At 56.5% G+C, this 21,691-nt stretch carries 20 protein-coding genes; 1 reads left to right on the plus strand and 19 read right to left on the minus strand.

Annotation, left to right across the window (positions count from 1 at the left end; genetic code table 11):
* Positions 1-92: 92 nt before the first annotated feature.
* From GT019_RS02110 to lpdA, 6 genes are all read right to left on the minus strand, one after another.
* Complete coding sequence (locus GT019_RS02110; protein WP_161740690.1) at positions 93-1,226, minus strand: M20/M25/M40 family metallo-hydrolase; 1,134 nt, start codon at positions 1,224-1,226, stop codon at positions 93-95.
* 117 nt (positions 1,227-1,343) lie between these two features.
* A complete protein-coding gene (gene lipB, locus GT019_RS02115) occupies positions 1,344-2,093 on the minus strand; it encodes a lipoyl(octanoyl) transferase LipB (protein ID WP_161740692.1) in 750 nt (249 codons plus the stop codon).
* Positions 2,094-2,115: 22 nt separating this feature from the next.
* Positions 2,116-3,504, minus strand: a complete 1,389-nt coding sequence (locus GT019_RS02120; RefSeq protein ID WP_201755188.1) for a dihydrolipoamide acetyltransferase family protein — start codon at positions 3,502-3,504, stop codon at positions 2,116-2,118.
* A 67-nt stretch (positions 3,505-3,571) separates the two neighbouring features.
* Positions 3,572-4,555: an alpha-ketoacid dehydrogenase subunit beta gene (locus GT019_RS02125; RefSeq protein ID WP_161740696.1), complete on the minus strand. Its 984-nt coding sequence runs from the start codon at positions 4,553-4,555 to the stop codon at positions 3,572-3,574.
* 1 nt (position 4,556) lies between these two features.
* Positions 4,557-5,591: a thiamine pyrophosphate-dependent dehydrogenase E1 component subunit alpha gene (locus GT019_RS02130; protein WP_161740699.1), complete on the minus strand. Its 1,035-nt coding sequence runs from the start codon at positions 5,589-5,591 to the stop codon at positions 4,557-4,559.
* Between the two features lie 124 nt (positions 5,592-5,715).
* Positions 5,716-7,140, minus strand: a complete 1,425-nt coding sequence (gene lpdA / locus GT019_RS02135) for a dihydrolipoyl dehydrogenase (RefSeq protein ID WP_161740701.1) — start codon at positions 7,138-7,140, stop codon at positions 5,716-5,718.
* A gap of 168 nt (positions 7,141-7,308) precedes the next feature.
* Here lpdA and GT019_RS02140 point away from each other — a divergent pair, with 168 nt between their 5' ends.
* Positions 7,309-7,602, plus strand: a complete 294-nt coding sequence (locus GT019_RS02140) for a DUF2627 domain-containing protein (protein ID WP_161740703.1) — start codon at positions 7,309-7,311, stop codon at positions 7,600-7,602.
* A 515-nt stretch (positions 7,603-8,117) separates the two neighbouring features.
* On the opposite strand, the gene clpP is transcribed toward GT019_RS02140, so the two are convergent.
* The 13 genes from clpP to xseA form a co-directional block, all read right to left on the minus strand.
* The gene (gene clpP / locus GT019_RS02145; protein WP_161740705.1) at positions 8,118-8,693 is read right to left on the minus strand and encodes an ATP-dependent Clp endopeptidase proteolytic subunit ClpP; all 576 of its coding nucleotides are present in this window, start codon (positions 8,691-8,693) and stop codon (positions 8,118-8,120) included.
* A 21-nt stretch (positions 8,694-8,714) separates the two neighbouring features.
* Positions 8,715-9,425: an RNA polymerase sigma factor gene (locus GT019_RS02150; RefSeq protein WP_161740707.1), complete on the minus strand. Its 711-nt coding sequence runs from the start codon at positions 9,423-9,425 to the stop codon at positions 8,715-8,717.
* A gap of 85 nt (positions 9,426-9,510) precedes the next feature.
* Positions 9,511-10,707, minus strand: a complete 1,197-nt coding sequence (locus GT019_RS02155) for an MFS transporter (RefSeq protein ID WP_201755189.1) — start codon at positions 10,705-10,707, stop codon at positions 9,511-9,513.
* Between the two features lie 106 nt (positions 10,708-10,813).
* Positions 10,814-11,626 (minus strand): sporulation transcription factor Spo0A, encoded by an 813-nt coding sequence (gene spo0A, locus GT019_RS02160; RefSeq protein ID WP_161740709.1) that lies wholly within the window; start codon positions 11,624-11,626, stop codon positions 10,814-10,816.
* A gap of 298 nt (positions 11,627-11,924) precedes the next feature.
* Complete coding sequence (spoIVB, locus tag GT019_RS02165) at positions 11,925-13,250, minus strand: SpoIVB peptidase (RefSeq protein ID WP_201755218.1); 1,326 nt, start codon at positions 13,248-13,250, stop codon at positions 11,925-11,927.
* Between the two features lie 123 nt (positions 13,251-13,373).
* Entirely contained in the window at positions 13,374-15,074 is a 1,701-nt protein-coding gene (gene recN, locus GT019_RS02170; RefSeq protein WP_161740713.1) for a DNA repair protein RecN, read from the minus strand.
* 55 nt (positions 15,075-15,129) lie between these two features.
* On the minus strand, positions 15,130-15,579 hold the full coding sequence (gene ahrC / locus GT019_RS02175) for a transcriptional regulator AhrC/ArgR (protein WP_161740715.1): 450 nt from the start codon (positions 15,577-15,579) through the stop codon (positions 15,130-15,132).
* Positions 15,580-15,593: 14 nt separating this feature from the next.
* Complete coding sequence (locus tag GT019_RS02180; RefSeq protein WP_161740717.1) at positions 15,594-16,055, minus strand: hypothetical protein; 462 nt, start codon at positions 16,053-16,055, stop codon at positions 15,594-15,596.
* A gap of 247 nt (positions 16,056-16,302) precedes the next feature.
* Positions 16,303-17,121, minus strand: a complete 819-nt coding sequence (locus GT019_RS02185) for a TlyA family RNA methyltransferase (protein ID WP_161740719.1) — start codon at positions 17,119-17,121, stop codon at positions 16,303-16,305.
* Between the two features lie 21 nt (positions 17,122-17,142).
* Entirely contained in the window at positions 17,143-19,044 is a 1,902-nt protein-coding gene (gene dxs / locus GT019_RS02190; RefSeq protein WP_161740721.1) for a 1-deoxy-D-xylulose-5-phosphate synthase, read from the minus strand.
* Between the two features lie 104 nt (positions 19,045-19,148).
* Entirely contained in the window at positions 19,149-20,060 is a 912-nt protein-coding gene (locus tag GT019_RS02195) for a polyprenyl synthetase family protein (RefSeq protein ID WP_407945055.1), read from the minus strand.
* A 2-nt stretch (positions 20,061-20,062) separates the two neighbouring features.
* Entirely contained in the window at positions 20,063-20,335 is a 273-nt protein-coding gene (gene xseB / locus GT019_RS02200) for an exodeoxyribonuclease VII small subunit (RefSeq protein WP_161740723.1), read from the minus strand.
* 3 nt (positions 20,336-20,338) lie between these two features.
* Positions 20,339-21,691, minus strand: coding sequence for an exodeoxyribonuclease VII large subunit (xseA, locus tag GT019_RS02205; RefSeq protein WP_161740725.1), 1,353 nt, complete (start codon positions 21,689-21,691; stop codon positions 20,339-20,341).

Consider the following 21,691-nt stretch of genomic DNA (forward strand, 5'->3'; position numbering starts at 1 on the left):
GCAGTCGATCGAACCGGAAAAGGGGTACCCGCGCGCAGAAGAACTTTCCCTGCGCTGGGGCGCCCCTTTGTCATGCGGTCGTCCGCTTGCGTTTACGCCTGCCGCTGCGCGGTCAGGGAAATGATCGCCACGACCAGCTCCGCCGTCTTCGCCAGATCCGAAGCCTTGATCTGCTCGTTGGTGGTGTGGATATGCTCGTAACCGACGGCCAAATTCACGGTCGGCACGCCGAAGCCGTTGAAGATGTTCGCGTCGCTGCCGCCGCCGGAATGGAACGTGCGCGGCGTTGCGCCGATCTTCGCGATCGCTTCCTTCGCGAGCTTGACGACCGGCTCGTCGTCGCCGTGCATGTAGGCGGGATAGGCCAGCTTGCTTTCGAATTCCGCTTTCGCGCCGAATTCCTGCGTCACGGATTCCACGGCCTCCCGCATCGCCTCGACCTGCTTCGCCAGCTTCTCGTTCACGATGCTGCGCGCCTCGGAGTCGAGCTTCACGAAGTCGCAGACGATGTTGGTCGCGCCGCCGCCCTCGAAACGTCCGATGTTCGCCGTCGTTTCGTGGTCGACGCGTCCGAGCGGCATCCGCGAGACCGCTCTGCTCGCCACTTGAATGGCGCTGATGCCGTCCTCCGGATTGACGCCCGCATGCGCCGATTTGCCGTAGATCTTGATCGAGATCTTCGCCTGCGCCGGAGCCGCCACGGCAATGGCCCCGATCTCGCCGTTGGAGTCGAGCGCATAGCCGTACTGGGCTTCCAGCTTGGAACGATCGAGCGCCGCCGCTCCGACCAGACCGCTCTCTTCGCCGACCGTAATGACGAATTGCACCGGTCCGTGCGGCAGGTCGTTCTCCTTCAGCACGCGGATCGCCTCGAACATCGCCGCTAGCCCCGCCTTGTCGTCGCTGCCCAATATCGTCGTGCCGTCGCTTCGAATATAGCCGTCGTCATCCAGGCGCGGCTGAATGCCCTTGCCCGGCGTCACGGTGTCCATATGCGAGGTGAAAAATATCGGCGGCGCCTGCTCCGCGCCTCTCGCCTCCAGCTTCACGATCAAATTGCCGGCGCCATGGCCCGTAACGGCAGCCGCTCCGTCCTCCTCGACAGCCAAGCCCAAATCGGTGAATTTCTTCGTCAGCACGTCGCAAATGTTCCGTTCGTTCTTCGTTTCGCTGTCCACCCGGACTAGCGACATGAACTCCTCTATCAATCGGTTCCGGTCGATCATCGGCTTTCCTCCGTCCGTCGTTATCGTTTACAATAGGGACAGGCCTTAGGTTATCTTGTACGAAAGGAGCATCCTGCCATGCGTCCCAATGCCATGATGAAAGTGTTCATTTGGGTGCTAATTGCTGCCATGCTGATCTCCACGCTGTTGATCGGCGTCGGCTGGATTTTCGAATAGCCCCTCCCGCGCGGCGACCTCATAGCCGAACTGCTTGCAGAAATACGGCAGCAGCTCCGCCGCGACTTGCTCCACGCTAAGATGTATGCCCGTCACGTCCGCGAAAGACGTCACCGCGTAATCTTGAATGCCGCACGGAATGATCCCCCGAAAGCCGTCCTCCGCAATGCCCGCCTTCACGTTCAGCGCAAAGCCATGACTCGTTATGAATCCCCGGCGAGTCCTGGCTTTATTGAATTTCACGCCGATCGCCGCGATTTTCTCGTTGCCGACCCATACGCCCGTATATTCGGGCTTGCGTCCGCCCTCGATGCCGTAGCCGCCGAGCCAGTCGATGATCACCTGCTCCAAGTCCCGCAAGTACCGGTGCAGGTCCAGGTTCGCCCCGTCCAAGTAAAGCAGCGGATAGCCGACGAGCTGCCCTGGACCGTGGTAGGTAATATCGCCTCCGCGGTCGATCTGGAACACGCCGATGCCGCGCTGCGCCAATTCTTCCTCGGAATACAGCAAATGCTCGGGATGCTTCTGCGAACCGACCGTATACGTCGGCGGATGCTGAAGAAGGAGCAGCGACTCGCGCCGCTCCTCCTTGTCGATCTCTTTGACGCAGGCCTTCTGCAGGTCCCAAGCTTCGGCATAGCCCATCATGGGCGTATATCGCACATCGATCGCCTTCACGTTCGTTGTCATCGCTTGTTCGCCTCGTTTCGTTTCAATACAGTTTCGTGTCCAACGTGAAGCCTTCCAAATTTTCTTTCACGCGCTGCAAAAACCGTCCGCAGATGACGCCGTCCAAGATCCGGTGATCCAGCGACAGACAGAGATTCGCCATCGAACGGACCGCGATCATATCGTTGATGACCACGGGGCGCTTGACGATGGACTCGAACGTCACGATCGCGGCCTGCGGATAATTGATGATGGGATAAGACAGAATGGAGCCGAACGATCCGGTGTTGTTGACCGTGAACGTGCCGCCTTCCATATCGGCCAGCGTCAGCTTGCCCTCGCGCGTTTTGCGTGCCAGGTCCTCGATCTCGCGCGCAAGTCCGGCGATATTTTTCTGATCCGCGTTTTTGATGACCGGCACCTTCACCGCATCCTCCGTGCCGACGGCCAATCCGATATGAATATCGCGCTTCACGATGATTTTATCGACGGCCCAGACGGAGTTCATGATCGGGAAATCCTTGATCGCGTTCACGACGGCTTTCACCCAGAACGCCATGTACGTCAGGTTGACGCCTTCGCGCTTCATGAAATCTTCCTTCAGCTTGTTGCGCAGGCTGACGAGATTGGTCACGTCGACTTCCATCATCATCCAGGCATGGGGAATTTCCGTCACGCTCTGGCGCATATTGCGCGCGATCGCGTTGCGCACCGGCGTCACGTCGATGAAATATTCGCTGCGGCCGGGCAGCTGCTGCCCTTCGATCTCGATCTTGGGGATCCGCGGCGTTTCCGACAAATGCAGGCCCGTCGAGCGGACCGGCTCTCTGGAGTTCAGGTTCGGCATGCCCGCCGAAGCGGCCGACGCTCCGCCGGATGCCGACGAGCCGGCATTGCGGCTGCCCGCTTCCACGTAAGCCAGCACGTCCTTGCGGGTGATGCGGCCGCCAAGGCCCGTTCCTTCCACGTACGTCAAGTTGACGTTGTGCTGGCCGGCCAGCTGCTGCACCGCCGGAGAGAAACGGTGGCGCATGCTGTCGTCGCCGTCCGCGCTCCCTGCCGAAGGCCGGCTCGACGCCTGCGCGCGCACGGCGGCTCGTTCGCTTGCGCTGGCGTTGGCCGCTGCCGGGGCCGGGCTCGCGGAAGATCTGTTCGCGGTTGCCGCAACCTGCGGCTCGTCGGCTTCTTCGGTTTCTTCGATCAGGCACACGGGCGTGCCGACCGGAACCGTCTCGCCCGCCCCGACGAGAATCTTGGCGAGCGTTCCTTGGATGGTTGAAGGCAGCTCCGCGTTTACTTTATCCGTCAAGATCTCGCAGATCGGCTCGTACATCTCGATGGCGTCGCCGGGCTGCTTCAGCCATTTATCAATTGTCGCGGAAACAAGTGATTCAGCGAGCTGCGGCATGACGATTTCCGTCATTTTTTTCATTCCGACCACTCCTAAACTTTATGCTTTTGAAACGCCTCGGTTTCGGCAAGGATCGGCTTGCGCCGTCCTAGTAAACCGCCAGACGCTTCATGGCTTCCTTCACTTTGTCCTTGTTCAGCATGAAAAATTTCTCGCCCGGCGGATTGATCGGCATGGCCGGCACGTCGGGTCCGCATAGCCGCATGATCGGCGCGTCGAGCTCGTACAGCATTTCTTCCGCGATAATCGCAGACACTTCGCCGCCGATGCCGCCGAATTTATTGTCTTCGTGGACGATCAATACTTTGCCCGTGCGGCGTGCGGCCGCAAGCAAGCCTTCCTTGTCCAGCGGCTGCAGGGAACGCAGGTCGAGCACATGCGCCGTGATGCCTTCCTCTTCCAGCTCGGCCGCGGCTTCCATGATGAAATGAAGCGGCAGGCTGTAGCTGATGACGGTAATGTCGTCGCCCTCGCGCAGCACGTTCGCCTTGCCGATCGGAACCGTGTAGTCTTCTTCCGGCACGTCCCCGTTCACGAGCTTGTAGCATTTCTTGTTCTCGAAGTAGATGACGGGATCCGGGTCGCGCACGGCCGCTTTCAACAGCCCCTTCGCGTCGTACGGCGTATAAGGCGCCACGATCTTCAGACCTGGCGTGCCGAAAAATACAGATTCCGGGCATTGCGAGTGATACAAGCCCCCGAAGATGCCGCCGCCGATCGGCGCGCGGATCACGAGCGGACAATTCCAGTCGTTATTGGAGCGGTAACGGATTTTCGCCGCTTCGCTGATGATTTGGTTCGTTGCCGGGAACATGAAGTCCGAATACTGCATCTCGGCGATCGGCCTCATGCCGTACATCGCGGCGCCGATGGCCGTCCCGACGATCGCGGATTCCGCCAATGGCGTGTCGAGCACGCGCTCTTCGCCGAACTGGTCGAGCAGCCCCTTGGTCGTCGTGAACACGCCGCCTTTGTAGCCGACATCCTCGCCGAGCACGAAGACGTCCTCGTCGCGTTCCATTTCTTCCTTCATCGCCAGACGGATCGCATCAATATAGTCCATTTTCGGCATATCAGTGTCCTCCTCTGCCTTCATCGTCGCCGGCATAGACATGGTACAGGATGTCTTCCGGTTCGGGGAACGGCGCTTGCTCGCCGAATTTCGTCGCGTCGTCGAGCGCCGCCTTGATCTCCTGCAGCATCTCAGCTTCGCGTTCCTCGTTCCATATGCCGCAGTCGATCAGGTACTGCCTGAATTTCGGAATTCCGTCCTTGTCCCTGTTCGCGTCGACCTCTTCCTTCGTGCGGTAAGCGAGATCCTCGTCCGACGTGGAATGCGGAGACAACCGGTACATGACGGTTTCGACCAGTGTCGGACCTTCGCCGCTCGCGGCCCGCGCGCGCGCTTCCTTCATGACACGGTACACTTCGAGCGGATCGTTTCCGTCGACCGCCACGCCCGGAAAGCCATACCCGATCGCGCGGTCGGCGATTTGGCCTCCGACCTGCTTGTGCAGCGGCACGGAAATCGCGTATTGGTTGTTCTCGCACATGAAAATCACCGGCAGCTTGTGCACGCCCGCCATGTTGGCTCCTTCGTGGAAGTCGCCTTGGTTGCTCGAACCGTCGCCGAACGTGACGAAGGTCACGAAATCCTTGCGCTTCATCTTGGCGGCCAGCGCAAAGCCGACGGCATGCGGAACCTGCGTCGTCACCGGACTGGAGCCCGTGACGATGCGCAGCCGCTTGGAACCGAAATGGCCCGGCATTTGACGGCCGCCGCTGTTGGGATCGTCCACTTTCGAGAAGAGGCAGAGCATCAGCTCGCGCAGCGTCATGCCGACGGATAATACGAACGCGTAATCGCGGTAGTAGGGCAAATAATAATCTTGCTCGCGGTCAAGCGCGAAGGCCGCGCCGACCTGGGCCGCCTCCTGGCCGATGCCGGAGACGTGAAATTTAATTTTACCTGCGCGTTGGAGCAGCAGACAACGTTCGTCGTAGCGCCTTGCAGTAACCATCACCTTATACATTTCAAGCACTTGTTCATCCGTAAGTCCAAGAGCCGCATGCTTGGTTTGCTGTACGGCCGATTCGGATTGGGACATGAGGATCACCCTCCTTTTAGCTACTATTATAACCAGGTACTAAGACTTGCCTATACCCATTATAACCGAACTGCTCGTGAAAAGGAAATGCTCCCTGAAATTGCCGCGGCGACTCCCGCCGCCCTTAAAATACCAGCGATTTGCCGTCGATGGCGAGCATCGCTTCGCCGATGGCTTCCGACAGCGTCGGGTGCGGATGGATGACTTGCGACACCTCCCAAGGGGTCGCATTCAGCAGCATGGCAAGCGAAGCTTCGGACAATAAATCCGTCGCATGCGGGCCGACGATATGGACGCCGAGCACGTCGTTCGTCTTCGCGTCCGCGATGACTTTGGCGAAACCTTCCGGCTCGCCGAGCACCTGCGCTTTGCCGATCGCCTGAAACGGCACTTTCCCGATTTTGACGGGATGGCCCTGCTTGCTTGCTTCGTCCTCCGTCAAACCGATCGATGCGATCTCCGGTTTGGAATAAATCGCCCGCGGGATGCGGGCATGATCCGGCGCTTGTTCCTTGCCGCCGAGAATATGATCCACCGCGACGAGCCCTTCGTGAGCCGCCGCGTGCGCCAGCTGCAATCCGCCGTTCACGTCGCCGATCGCGTAAATATGCGGTTCGTTCGTTTGGAAGTAGGCGTTGACTTTGATCGCGCCTTTCTCGACGCGAACATCCGTGTTCTCGAGGCCGATATTCTCGACGTTGCCCTGGCGGCCGACGGATACGAGCACCCGCTCCGCGTTCAGAATGACGGGGCCGTCCGCCGTATCCGCCGTGATGGCGGCTTGTCCGTCACTGTAGGTATACGTCTCGAGCTTCAATTGGATGCCGGTTAATATCCGAACGCCCCTGCGCCGCAGCTGCTTGGCCAGCTCTGCCGACGCGTCGACGTCTTCTCCCGGCAGCAGCCGCGAAGCCGATTCGACCAAGGTCACTTCGATGCCGAAGTCGATCAGCATGGATGCCCACTCCACGCCGATGACGCCGCCGCCGATAATGAGCATCGATTTCGGCAATCGATCCATTTCGAGCGCTTCGTCGCTGGACATGATCTGACCGGCCAGCGGCTCGAGCCCTTTCAGCATGCGCGGCCGCGAACCGGTCGCGATGATCAGATGCGCCGGCACGACCGTATCCATGTCGCCGTCCGGAAATTCTACGGCCACGCTGCCGCTCTTCGGCGAGAATATCGAAGGACCGATGACGGTACCGGTTCCCTGCACGACCGTGATGTCATGCTTGCGCATCAAATATTGCAGGCCTTTGTACAAACTTTCCACCGTGCTGTTTTTGCGCTGCTGCACTTTCGGGAAATCCAGGGAAACCGTTCCGTCCACTTGGACGCCGAACATCTCCGCTTTGCGCATCGTGGCATACACGTCCGCGCTGCGCAGCAATGCCTTGCTTGGAATGCAGCCTCTATGTAAACAAGTTCCGCCGAGCTTCTCTCTTTCCACAATCACGACTTTCTTCCCGGCCTGGGCTGCCCTGATGGCTGCCGTGTATCCCGCGATTCCTCCGCCAATGATGGCAATGTCGCATCCAATCGTCATGGTCGTACCCCTCTCCCTTTCATGAAGCTAATCCATTTCTATTGTACCTTTTTTCGAAGCCAAGGGAAAACATCGCCGGGTTTCCAAATGGACAGGCCTGCGCGGAAATAGTAAAATGGTACCGTAGAAGCGTTTTCTTTCAGGCTGCGGGAGGTTCGAACATAGGTTATGAAGCAGATATTCATTCGATTCATCGCGGTGCTGCTGCTCGTGGTTCCGGGTCTCGGGGCCACGTACGGTTTTCTTCTCATGAAAGACGCCATTTTTCATTTCTTCGCTTCCTTCGGGGACGATGCGTCCGTGCATTCGTTCGAATGGTGGCGTTTCATTGCAGGACTTGCGCTGTTCTTGCTCGGCGTCGGCTTCATCGGCGGATGGACGTTTTTTCGCGACCGGAAACGCAATTACGTCTCGCCTCGCTTCAAGAAGAAGCGGCCGCGGCCGCCTCGGCCGGAGTCCTGACTTTCGCGAAAGCGACGGACTTGGGTGATTGCTATTCGCAAGGAAAGGTTCGCCGTACAGAAAAACACAGGCTCCCTCGCACTCTTTCGCATGTCGTGCGAGCCCGATGGACGAACGAAAGGACCTCATTCTCCGCTGCAAAGCGGAGAATGAGGTCCTTTCGTGTTGGTGAAACTTGCAAGCTCGTAAAATCGCCACTGGGCTTTTGGGCTTTTGGGCTTTTGGGCTTTTGGGCTTTTGGGCTTTCGGCTTTCGGCTTTCGGCTTTGGGCTTTGGGCTTTGGGCTTTCGGCTTTGGGCTTTCGGCTTTGGACTTTGGGCTTTGGGCTTTCGGCTTTGGACTTTGGGCTTTGGACTTTGGACTTTTGAGAACTGGTTGTGTCTGAGCCTTTTATTTTCAGCCCTCTTTAAGCCCTTCATAGAGCCCATAATGGGCGCTGAATTGAGCCCTTTGCTAGGCTCTATGCTATCTTGCGTGCCGGATCGGAGCTGTTTGCACTCTCGCCCGATGAGGATTTAGACAATGATTTTATCCACGATCCCATAGGCCACGGCATCCTCCGCGCTCATGAAGCGATCCCGGTCGGAGTCCCGCTCGATTTGTTCCACGGATTGGCCCGTGTGATGCGCCAACAGCGCATTGATCTTCTCCCGCGTCTTCAATATCCAGCTGGCGTGGATTTGTATATCGCTCGCCTGCCCCCTTGCGCCGCCGAGCGGCTGATGGATCATGACCTCGCTGTTCGGGAGCACGAACCGTTTGCCTTTCGCGCCGCCGGCCAGCAAGATCGCCCCGAAGCTCGCGGCGAAGCCGGTGCAGATCGTCGACACGTCGGGCTTGATGAACTGCATCGTATCGAAAATGGAAAAGCCCGCCGTCACGGAGCCTCCCGGACTGTTGATATACAGCTGGATATCCTTCTCCGGGTCGTCGGCCGCCAGAAACAATAGCTGCGCCACGATCGCATTGGCCATATGATCCTCGATCTCCCCGCTGACCATGACGATGCGATCTTTCAGCAGCCGCGAATAAATATCGTAGCTGCGCTCTCCCCGATTGGTCGTTTCGATCACGTAAGGCGTCAAATTCATACGTATTCCCTCCTCATTCGCTTAAGCAGCAAACAGCATGCTTATGGATGAGGAGCCGGCGCCGGTCGCAGCATGCCGCTGACCCAACTGGCCGACGGCTTGAACGGCATCGACGATTTGCGCTTCCGCGTTCGCCAGTACGACCAGCGCTTGGGGATCGTTATGCCGTACCGCATTCACGTAGGCATGCAGCAAGCTCTCGCTGGCTTCGGACGTCCCGCCGGCCTGCGACTCCGGATTGCGATAGCGATTGCCCAGCTTCAGCTTATCAATGGCGGCTCTTGCCCGGTGGAGCGCCGCCTTCACCGCCCCCTCCGTCGTTGTCAGCTTCGCGGCGAGCTCCGCGTTCTTATAGCCGAACAGCTCTTTCAACAGAAAGACCGTGCGCTGTATCGGCGACAAATGCCGAATGAGCAATTGCAGCATAGATTCCATTTCCGGGGAATCCTCATACAGGCGGTTCAGCACGGCTTCGTTCTGCTCCATGAGCAGCAGCATGCGCGCTGCGCGTTTCTGACGTCTGGCTTGATCGACCGCGATATTCTTGGCGGTCCGCAGCAAATACGCCGTCGGGTTGGGATGCTCCAGCGCGCCGTTCATGACCGGCAGGGCCCGGAGGCAGGTTTCCTGCACCAGATCTTCCGCGTCCCAGACGGAACGCGTCAGCGAACAGCAGTACCGGTACAGCACGAACCGCATCTCCTCAACGGCAGCCGGGTGTGGCATCGTCATTTGATATAGCACCTCCTCATCCATTTCGTTTGCTTTCACTCCGTAAACGAACGGCCTCGCTAAAAGGATACGCGGCGGCGATAATTTATACGAACGTTTTCGCTTGGTCCGATTCGGCTCCCTTGGCATGCCTGAACAATAAACCCGCCGCGGAAAACAACGTGAACGCGCTGCCCAGCAAATAAAACATGCTCGACGCGGATACGTATTGTATGCAGTACCCTCCGACGCTGGGACCGAGCAAGCTGCCTATGCTGAAATGCATGGAGGCGATGACGTTCGCCGAAGGCAGCACGTTTCGCGGCAGCAGATCCGCCGCATAGGCGAGGCCAAGCGAGAAAAAAGAACCGACCAATCCGCCGATAAGCGCCAGCAGCGCAAACAAGATGAGCGTGCGATCCCCCGCGAGAGGCACCGCCATAAATAACAATCCCGCAGAAAACGCGCAAAACATGAGTACCCGCTTTCGGCCCAACCGGTCGCTCGCGCTGCCGAGCGGAAACATGAGCAGCAAACTGCCGATCCCGAGCGCGGGCAGCAGCATCGAGATGGTTGCCTTGCTGAGGCCGATTCGGAGGCCGTACAATGGAAAATTGCTATTCATCGTCGCCTCGAGCAAACCATACAGAATCGCCGGCAAGAGCGCAAACCATGCCGTGCGGTACGTGAACCAATACCGGTTTCCGTGTTCAGCGGCCGGTCTGGAAGAATCTGGATATTCCGGCTTTAACGACAGCACGAAAATCAGAACCAACAGGAAAAGCAGCGTGTTCAGGGCAAAAGGTATCCAATGTCCGACATCGATCAGATTAATGCCGATCGGACCAAGACTGAACCCGATTCCGTAAGACATGCCGTAAAGCGATATGAACCGGCCTCTTCGCTCAGGCGGACTGCTGCTGACCACCCACAGCTGGGTGCAATAATGCAGCGCGCTGTCGCCGATGCCTACGGCAATTCGCAATGCAAACCAGACCCACAGATAAGGAAGCAGCGGAAACAGCAGCGTCGCCGTTCCAGCGAGCGCAATGCCGCTGATGATGCCGGCCTTATAGCCGAATCGGCGGATCGGCTTCTCGATGAAAAACATCATGCTGAACGTGCCGACATATAAAGCCATGGAATTGATGCCGTTCATATCCGAAGATACGCCCCGCTGATCCAACAGGATGGCGAGAAGCGGCAGCAGCAGCCCTTGATTAAATCCCGAAATGAGCGTAACGGAGAGCAAGATGGTTAGTCGTTTCCAAGAAGGAACGGAAGCAAGCGTCGATGTTGTCAAAACAATCCTCCTAAATTATGCGCGCAACAAACATGAAACGCCACTTCCCATGGCAAGGGAGTGGCGTTCCATTCGAATCCGTTGCATTTACGTTCGTGCGTTATCCTTATGATACCTTATGTTCGATCCGCAGCTTGTCGGCGACCATGGCGATAAACTCGCTGTTCGTCGGCTTCGATTTGCTGATATTGATGGTATAGCCGAACAAGTGGCTGATGCTGTCGATGTTGCCGCGCGTCCAAGCGACCTCGATCGCGTGGCGGATGGCGCGTTCGACGCGCGAAGGCGTCGTCTTGAATTTCTCGGCGATCGCGGGATAAAGCGTCTTCGTAATGGCGCCTAAAATTTCTATGTTGTTGTACACCATCGTGATGGCTTCCCGTAAATACTGATACCCTTTAATATGGGCGGGTACGCCGATCTCATGAATGATGCTCGTGATGTTCGCATCAAGGTTCTTGCCTTTGGCGATCGGCACGACGTTGGATTTCGACGTCATCATGGAAGACGAGGAATTCGAATACGAAGACGATATGACCGTAGGATTCCCGACGAGCTGACGAATGCGGTTCGCGAGAATCTCCATGTCGAATGGCTTTAATATGTAGTAAGAAGCACCGAGTTGAACAGCCTTCTGGGTAATATTCTCTTGACCGAATGCCGTCAACATAATGATTTTCGGCATGGATGGCAGATTCATTTCGCGAAGGCGTTCAAGAACGCCAAGTCCGTCGAGATGAGGCATGATGATATCGAGAATCAAGATATCGGGACGCGTTTCTTCAAGCAGCCGCAGAACTTCCTCCCCGTTATACGCGACACCGGTAACCACCATATCGTTTTGTTCTGAAATGTACTCGGAAAGCAGCGTCGTAAATTCACGGTTGTCATCAGCCAACAATACTTCAATTCTTTGCAAGGTATAATCCTCCTTAGACTCAATTCCGTCAATTTAATGGTTATGACGCAGTTTGCTTACGTCTTTCCTGCTGTTTAACATTTTCGACATAAGGGATTAAATTCCTTCTGTCGAATAATATTTTTCTTTATTTTTAATTCATTGTGTTTTATAATAAATAATTTGTTACACGAAGCCTCACCGTTCGTATAATTTCGACAAAAAAAGCTTGAAAACGGTCTCTTCCAGTTTTATTATACAGGCTGACTTCCCCTTTGTAACCCCTTCTGCCCCCTCAAAACAAAAATCTTAAGGGGGCTTATGCCGCCTTAAGATTTAAGCTAGCCGGTTTCAGAAGAACCCCCGCATCTTGAAGCATCCATTCGATGAAGCAGCCATAACCCGATGTTGGATCATTGACGAACACATGCGTGACGGCGCCAATCAGTTTGCCGTCTTGGATAATCGGACTACCCGACATTCCTTGAACGATGCCGCCCGTCTGTTCCAGCAACCGACGGTCCGTGATTTTGATGACCATTCCCTTGGTCGCGGGAGATTGCTGCCGCGTAACATGCACGACTTCGACGTTGAAGCGTTCCACCTTCTGGCCGTTTACGACCGTGAGCAGCTGTGCCGGACCTTCTTTAACTTCCTCGGCAAACGCAACCGGAATCGATTGTTGATTGTAGCTGTGCGCAGGAAGCTCCTTCATTTTGCCGAAGATGCCGAACGAGGTATTCCGCTCGATATTGCCGAGCACCTTGCTTTCTTTGATGAAATGCGCTCGTTTTTCGCCAGGCTCGCCATTTTGGCTTTTATTGATGGACGTTACGTTGGACTGCAGGATTTGTCCTTCGCCGACTTCGATCGGCGTTTGGGTGTCCATGTCCGTAATGACATGTCCGAGAGCTCCGTAGACGCCTTGATCCGGCGCATAGAACGTTAACGTACCGACGCCTGCGGCAGAGTCTCGAATATATAAGCCAAGCCGCCAAGCTCGGTCTTCCGAATCGAACACGGGCAAAAGCTTCGTCTCGAACATCCTCGTGCCGCGTTTGACCGTGAGGTGAAGCGGACGATTGGCCGATCCGGCTTCTTCCGCCAGCTTGGCGACCTTATAAACTTCATTGACATAAGTGCCGTTGATGCGAACGATCAAATCGCCCAGCTGCAATTTTGCCGTTTCTCCCGGCGAAACCTTCGTTCCCTTCTCGCTCACGACTTGATGATGTCCGACGACCATGATCCCCGCTGATTTCACTTTGACCCCGATGGTTTGTCCACCCGGAATGACTCGCAGATCAGGCACGACGTTCACTTTCACCGTCTTGAATGGAATTTTGCCGAATAATTTCAATTTCAATGTCGTCTCTCCGCTATGGGAAGACTGAATCGTTACCGGCTTGTTAAGATTAATGGATGTGGATCTGTTGTACGAGCCATTGATCTGCAACGATTGCGAATCGGACGTGACTTGCGCATGTACGGGCATGCCGTAATCCAATTGCTTCAATTGGCCCGAGAACAATCGAACTTCATTCGGAAATGCGGCGAAATGTTGAATCGGAGAGGAAAGACCAAGCATGCAGACGATGATGACGAGGAGTAGACCCAGCCACCGCTTCCGCTGATAGGCATTCAATGACTTCACGCTCCCTGCTGCTGAATCGCTTGACGAGAAAGGTGGTTCGCCATTTGCGTACCTTTAAGGTATCCCTGCCCTTATTGTTTTATGTCGCCAAAAACATTCCCTGAATGGGTTCCATTATGCTCCCTTCTGTTTGTAAGCCAAGTCAAGCATTTCTTGTGCGTGATGCCGAGTTTTTTCCGTGACTTCCACGCCGCCGAGCATGCGCGCAAGCTCTTCGATGCGGTTCATGTGACTAAGCTCCAGGACACGGGTTGAAGTCCGCTCGGCCACGATCGTTTTTCTGATTTCGTAATGATGCTCCGCCATGCAGGCCACCTGCGGCAAATGCGTGATGGAGAAAACTTGGCATTGGCCGGACAGTCTGGCCATCTTTTCGGCGATGGATTGCGCGGCGCGACCGCTGACCCCCGTATCGACTTCGTCGAAGATCAGAACGGGAATTTCGTCGATGGATGCGAAAATCGTCTTCAACGCCAGCATGATCCGCGACATCTCGCCGCCCGATGCGATTTTGCTGATCGGTTTGAGCGGCTCGCCCGGGTTGGGAGCGATCAGAAAAGCCGCCTCGTCGATACCGTTGGCATGCAGCTTGAAACTGTCCCCGTTCCGGTGCTGCTCCAATTGAACCTTGAACGTCGTCCGTTCCATTTGAAGCTGGCGCAGCTCGCTTTCGATTGCGGCCGCTAGACGATCTGCGGCTTTGCGGCGCAAAGCAGACAGTTGAAGCCCCAGTGCCGTGCAGTCGGTCAACAGCTTCGTGAGTTCTTGTTGGAGCCGTGCCAAATGCTCGTCGCGGTTCTCGATTTTATCCGCTTCGGATTGAATGCTGCCCAGGTAGGCTATAATATCCGGGATGTTCTCGCCGTACTTGCGTTTTAAGCTGTTGATGAGGTCGATACGGTCGTCGATAAGCGTCAGTCGCTCGGGGTCGGATTCTACGCCGTCGCGATAATCCCTTAGCTGGAACACCGCATCCTCCAATTGATAAAAGGCCGACTGCAGTTGCTCCAGCAGCGGATCGATCACTTGCGGATCGAAATCCCGGATGTCGGTCACCTTGCCGACGGCTTTGCTGATGGCGTCAAGACCTTTGTTTCCGTTCAGCAAGCTGTAAGCCTCTGCCGCGGAATCCCGACGTTTAACGGCAGACATTAGCTTCTGCCGCTCTTCGGCGAGGTCTTCGTCTTCGCCGGGCTTCAACCGTGCGGACGCGATTTCTTCGATTTGAAAACGATACAGGTCGAGCATCTGCATGTTTTGCCTGGAGGACTCCTCCAGATCTTTCATTTCCGCGCGCACCTTCTCGTATTTCTTGTAGACGATGCGGTAGGACTCCAGCGTCCCGAGAACGGCATCGCCGGCATAAGAATCCAGCCAATCCAAATGCTTCTCCGTCCGAAGAAGCGATTGATGTTCGTGCTGTCCGTGGATGTTAACGAGTGATTCGCCTGCTTCGCGAAGCATGGATAACGTAACGATATGTCCATTGACGCGGCTGATGCTCTTGCCCTGCGAAGAAAGCTCGCGCCGGATGACAAGCCCTTCCTCGGGCGAAGCTTGTATCCCGAAAGCTTTCAGGATGTTCCATACGGGATGCGAGGCCGACAATTCGAACATGGCTTCGATCTCGGCTTTATCGCAGCCGTAACGAACCATATCCGTGGCGCCCCTTCCGCCGACGACAAGGCTGAGCGCGTCGATCAGAATCGATTTGCCGGCGCCGGTCTCACCCGTCAGGACATGAAACCCATCATGAAATTTCACAGATACTTGTTCAATGACAGCCAGATTGCGTATAGACAGCTCGCGAAGCATAATTGCTCTCCTCCTTAACGTGTTCGTTAATCCCCTCATAATCAGACCCGAAACATCAATTCATTAAACCAAGCAATCGGTCCACGATTTCTCCGCTAAGCGTTCTCGTTCTGCAAATGATGAGTATGGTATCGTCACCGCAGATCGTCCCCATCACTTCAACCCATTCCATATTATCGATCATCGCGCCGATCGCATTCGCCGTTCCCGGCAAACATTTCATGACGACCAGATTATCCGTGAAGTCGATGTGCAGGAAATGATCGGATAACGTGCGCTTTAATTTGGAGATCGAATGCGTGCGCGTTTCTTGCGGAATGGAATATTTGTACCTTCCGTCGTCGATCGGTACTTTAACGAGTTGCATTTCCTTTATATCGCGGGACACGGTTGCCTGCGTCACTTGAAGTCCCGCCGCTCTAAGCGATTCGACCAGATCGTCCTGGGTCTCGATGATTTGGCCCGTTATCAGTTCGCGAATCTTCATTTGTCGAACGCTCTTCATATTCTCCTCCTCGGTTAGGAACCGATCCGGAACGTAATCGTCCTTATAACGGATTCCTTGTGATCCACGAACAATACCCCTTCGCAATTCGGCATCAAAAGCGCGTAGACGAGCAGTCGGTCCCTTACGCCGCTGCCTGTCCAATCGATGGGCATCCGTTCGCGGGCAGTCTTGACAATATAATGTTTGCCGTCTTTCTCGGCAATTAAATCAATAAATAATCGGCTCTGCAAGGTTGTCCCGTCCAAATCGATCATCAGCGGAACGCGGTACTTGCCGTGCGTGACTTCATAACCGGCTTTCTCGAGAAACTGCACGTTCACGTCGTCTTCCCGGACTTCCTCCGCTTTGCTCAAAAGCAGCTTCGTATGCATGCCCGGCGGTTCATGCAGCCAACGGTAAAACGCCCGATAAATCCAAAGCACCAACAGTCCGCCGGCCACGATCATGACCAGCCAATCACCGAAGTCTCCCATGGCATACCTCCCGCGAATCGATCAGAATATCCTTAATCATTTCGCGCCAAGCGGAGAATTTCCTTTCGCGGCCACTACGAACATTTGTTTGCTTTCGTTCTTATCTTAGCAAATTATTCGCCGTCTGCAAAGGGGGCAAACGGGATTCGATGCCCAATCGTCAAAAAAAGCCTTTCATGCGGCTTCTTAGCCTCACGAAAGACTTATTCATGTCTCGGCAGCATGTTACCCCGATTCACCAAGCAAATCATGTAAACGCGGCCGAAGCCTCCGCGACAACCTCGGAGATCGCCTCATCGCTTGGCTCAGGCAGTTCGGCGCCAGGCTCCCAATGCCAATAGGCCAAAAATTCAATGTTGCCTTCGCCGCCCGTAATCGGGGAAAAGGTAAGCCGCTTCAAGTCGTAGCCCTGGACCGCCGCGAATCCAAGCACCTGACGGAGCACTTCGCGATGCGTCGCCGATTCGCGCACCACGCCCGATTTGCCGACTTTCTCGCGGCCGGCTTCGAATTGCGGCTTGATCAGCGCGACGACGCCCGCCCCCCGCTTCAGCAGCGTGCCCAAGGTCGGCAAGATCAGCTTCAACGAAATAAAGGACACGTCGATGGTCGCGAAGGTCGGCTCCGGTCCCTTCAAATCCTCCGGCACCGTATAGCGAAAATTAGTGCGCTCCATGACGTTGACGCGCTCATGCTGCCTTAGCGACCAGTCCAGCTGGTTGTACCCGACATCCAGCGCATAGACGTACGCTGCCCCGTTCTGGAGCGCGCAATCGGTAAAGCCGCCGGTCGAAGCGCCGATATCCAGCATGACCGCGCCTTCGAGCTCCAGCCCGAACTGCTTGATCGCTTTCTCCAGCTTCAGGCCGCCGCGGCTGACATAAGGATGAAGCGCGCCTTTCACGACGATGGAGGCGGTTCGCGGCACCTTCATGCCGCTCTTCTCGATGCGCTCGCCATCCACGATGACGAGACCCGCCATCAGCGCAGCTTTGGCTTTGACGCGGCTGTCGTAGTAGCCCTGCTCGACGAGAAGGATATCTATGCGTTCTTTTGCAATCGTCATCGGTTCCGAATCTCCTGTTTCTTAAGCCTGGCCGGGTACGCGCTTGCGAATCCGCGGAAGCAGCGTATTCAATTCCGCGGCAGCGTGCTCGGCGGTCAATCCCACTTCGAGGCGCTGCTCCTTCACGGAGCCGTGTTCGACGAAAACGTCGGGAACGCCCATGATGCGGATGTGCATGCCGTCTCTATGGTGCAAGGAATAAAATTCCAGCACCGCGCTTCCGAGACCGCCCAGCTCCGAACCTTCTTCCAGCACGAGCATCGGCAAGCCTTCATCCGCGATTTGCAGCAGCATGGCTTCGTCGAGCGGTTTGACGAACCTCGCGTTGACCACGCGGATGTTCAGGCCTTCCCGCTTGAGCAGCTCCGCCGCTTCCTCGGCCACCGGAATCATCGGGCCGATCGCCGCGATCACCGCGGATTCGCCTTCCCGCAGCACTTCCCACGTGCCGATCGCGATCGGCTTCATTTCTTTCTCGATCGCCACGCCGAGCCCGTTGATCCGCGGGTAGCGGATGGCAATCGGTCCGTCGTCGTAGTCGATGGCCGTCTTCATCATCCGGCGAAGCTCGTTCTCGTCCTTCGGCATCATCAGAACCATGTTCGGAACATGGCGAAGGAACGGAATATCGTACACGCCTTGATGGGTTTCTCCGTCCCCGCCGACAAAGCCGGCGCGATCGATCGCGAAAACGACGTTCGTGTTTTGCCGGCAAATATCATGGACGACTTGATCGTACGCACGCTGCAGGAACGTGGAGTATACCGCGAAAATCGGCTTAAGTCCCTCCATCGCCAGCGCCGCGCACATCGTCGCCGCATGCTGTTCCGCGATGCCGACGTCGATCATCCGGTCGGGGTAACGTTCCGCGAATTTGATCAAGCCCGAACCGCCCGGCATCGCGGGCGTCACGGCTATGATCCGCTTATCCTGTTCGGCCAAGTCCATCAGCGCGTCGCTGAACACCTCGGTGTACATCGGCGGACCGACGACCTTGAGCATTTGGCCGGAATCGATTTTATACGGCGTGGATACGCCGTGCCATTTGAACGAATCCGCTTCGGCGGGAGAGTATCCTTTGCCTTTGACGGTAATGACGTGCACAAGCACCGGACCCGGCATGCGGCTAGCCTGATCGAGCAGCTCCGTCAGCTGCGCCAGATCGTGTCCGTCTACGGGACCTAAGTACGTGAACCCGAATTGCTCGAACAAAATGCCGCTCATCAGCAAATATTTCACGCTGTCCTTGAGCCGCTCCACGGTTTTGGCCAGCTTGCCGCCGATCGCGGGAATTTTGTTCAGCAGCTGGTTGAGCTCATCCTTCGCCTTCTGATAATGGCGGTCCGTCCGGATTTTGCCCAAATAATGGTGCAGCGCCCCAACGTTCGGCGCGATCGACATTTCATTGTCGTTGAGGATGACCATCAGGTTCTTCTTCTCGTGACCGATATGATTGAGCGCTTCCAGCGCCATTCCGCCCGTAAGCGCGCCGTCGCCGATGACGGCGATGACTTTGTTCTTCTCGCCCTTCAAGTCGCGTGCGAGCGCCATGCCCATCGCCGCGGACAGGGAGGTGCTGCTGTGTCCCGCCTCCCACACGTCGTGCGGGCTTTCGGAGCGTTTCACGAATCCGCAAAGTCCCTTGTATTGGCGCAATGTATCGAATTGGTCCCTGCGCCCGGTCAATATTTTATGGACGTATGACTGATGCCCCACATCAAAAATAAACTTATCCTTCGGGCTGTCGAATAAATAATGCAGCGCCAAGGTAAGTTCGACGACCCCCAGGTTGGGAGCAAGATGTCCGCCCGTCGCCGACAGCTTCTCGATAAGAAAGTTGCGGATTTCTTCCGCAAGCTCCTCCAGCTGCGCGATCGACAAGGACTTCAAATCATTGGGCTCATTTATATGTTCCAGCAACACGATAATTCCTCGCTTTCCCGGCTTACAGCCCTCGTTGGCCAACAATCGTCAAACGTGGCTAAATTATATCACAGTTCGCGTCAGAAGCCCATGATCAGGGAGATCTAATGGTCCCTGCTCATGAGGTAATCGGCAATCGCGCGCAGCGTGTCCGGCTGCGCGAGATTTGCCTCGTCGAGCGCCTGCTTCGCTTCCTGCGTCAGGCGAACGACGAGCGCTTCGCTCTCTTCCATGCCGATCAGAAACGGGTATGTCACCTTCCGTTCTTCCACGTCGCTCTGCACGGGTTTGCCCAACTTCGCTTCGTCGCCGACCAAATCCAGAATGTCGTCTTGGATTTGAAAGGCCAGCCCGAGCTTGCGCGCGAACCGCTGCAGGGCTTCCAGCTGAGGCTGCGTCGCTCCCCCGATGCGCGCGCCAGCGAGCACGGAGAAGACCAAGAGATCGCTGGTCTTGCGCAGATGGATATACTCCAGTTCTTCGAGCGATGTAACGCCTTGCACGCCGTGAATGTCGGCTACTTGACCGCCGACCATGCCGGGCACGCCAGCAAGGCGGGCCAAGTCCGAAACGATCGCAAGCGCCACCTCGGGCGGCGCGCCGAGCGCCGCGGAACGCGTAACGGAGTAGAAGGCATGCGTGAGCAGCCCGTCGCCGGCCAAGATCGCCATCGCCTCGCCGAACACTTTATGATTGGTCGGCTTGCCCCGGCGAAAATCATCGTCGTCCATTGCGGGCAGGTCGTCGTGGATAAGCGAATACGTATGGATCATCTCGACCGCGCAGGCGACCGGCATCGCGATCTTCCGCGCGTTCTCGGCGCGTTCCACGGCCTCCGCCGCGCTCAACACGAGAATCGGCCGAAGCCGCTTGCCGCCGGCTTCCAGGGAATACATCATCGATTCCCGCAGCGTCGGCGGAATATCCCAGTCCTGCGGAAGCGAAGCCTGCAGCGCTTCCTCGATTTCCAGTACGGAACGATTCAAGTAGTCTGTAAGAGAAAGAGAGGTTTTCACGCTTAGTCTCCTCGGTCTTCGTTCGCCGGGGCAAACGGTTTTCGCTGCAAACCGTTCTCCGACTCGATCAGCATCTCGATCTTGCGCTCGACTTGATCCAGCTTGGAGCCGCAGAGCTGCGACAGCTTCATGCCTTCCTGGAACAGCTCGATCGCCGTTTCGAGCGGAACATCGCCGCTTTCTAGCTTCCCGACGATCGTTTCCAGGCGCTCCATGGCCGCCTCGAAGCTGATCTCGTCCTTCTCTTTTTCTTTCTCTTTTTCCTTCGCCGCCATCGTTTACGCCTCCCCTTTCAATCCCCATACCTGGCATTCCAGCTGGCCGTCCGTGACGTTCACCCGGACCAGATCGCCCAACTGCACGTCGGTTACCGACTTGACCAGTTTCTTGCCTTGCTCGTCATATACTAAGCTATACCCTCTTGACATAACTTTAAGCGGGCTCAATGCATCTAATTGCCGAACAGAGGCGACTAATTGCAGCCGTTTCGCTTTTAAACCCGCGGCCATGCCGGCTTCCAACCTGGCGCCGGCCTGCTGCAGTTGCTTCGAAGCCGCGGCGAGTTTGGCGCCGGGATGCGCCCTGTTCAGCGCATGATTCAAATTCGCGAACTTCTCGCGATTCCGTTCAGCCAGCCTTAGCGACCGTTGCTTCAGGCGCTCGCGCATCACGTCGAGCAGCTGCGACTGCTGCAGCACGTATTTGCGGGGGTTGAGGAAGACGGGCGATTTCCGCAGGCGGTTCAATCGCTCCTTGCGTCCTTGCAGCGTCATGCGCAGCATCTGAACCAGCCTGGATTCGGTCTGCGCGAGCTGCGCCTTCAGCTCGTGGACGCTCGTAACCGCCAACTCGGCAGCCGCCGTAGGGGTCGCCGCGCGCAGGTCGGCGACGAAATCCGCGATCGTGAAATCGGTCTCGTGGCCGACAGCCGAGATGACCGGAATCAGCGAAGCGGCGATGCTCCTGGCAACGGCCTCCTCGTTGAACGCCCACAGCTCTTCCAAGGACCCGCCGCCCCGGCCAATTATTAATACGTCTACCTCCGCCAAACGGTTCATGCTTTCGATCGCTTTGACGATCGAAGGCGCCGCCGACGCCCCCTGCACGGAAACAGGAAAAAGCAGCACCGGCACGGAAGGGTGGCGGCGCTGCAGCGTAATGAGTATATCCCGTACAGCCGCGCCGGTCGCCGACGTAATGACCCCGATCGCTTTCGGAAACGCCGGAATCGGACGCTTCCGCGAAGAGTCGAACAACCCTTCGTCCTGAAGCTTCCGCTTCAGCTGCTCGTAGGCCAAATAAAGGCTCCCGATTCCGTCCGGCTGCATCGCCGTGCAATAGAATTGATAATTGCCGTCCCGCTCGTAGACGGCTATATTGCCGCGCGCCAGCACCTTCGCGCCTTCCTTCGGCATGAAGGGAAGGCGTTGATTATGCGAAGCGAACATGATGCATTTCAGCCGGCTGTCCTTGTCCTTCAACGTGAAATACATATGTCCGCTGGAATGATGCGTGAAATTGGAAATTTCGCCGCGCAGCCAAACATCGCTAAGAAGATCGTCCGATTCCAGCTTCATCCCGATGTAGCGGTTTATTTCTTTGATCGAGAATATACGCGTTCGGTCCGCCAT

It is taken from the genome of Paenibacillus glycinis, assembly GCF_009909185.1.
GTDB classification, from domain to species: domain Bacteria; phylum Bacillota; class Bacilli; order Paenibacillales; family Paenibacillaceae; genus Paenibacillus_Z; species Paenibacillus_Z glycinis.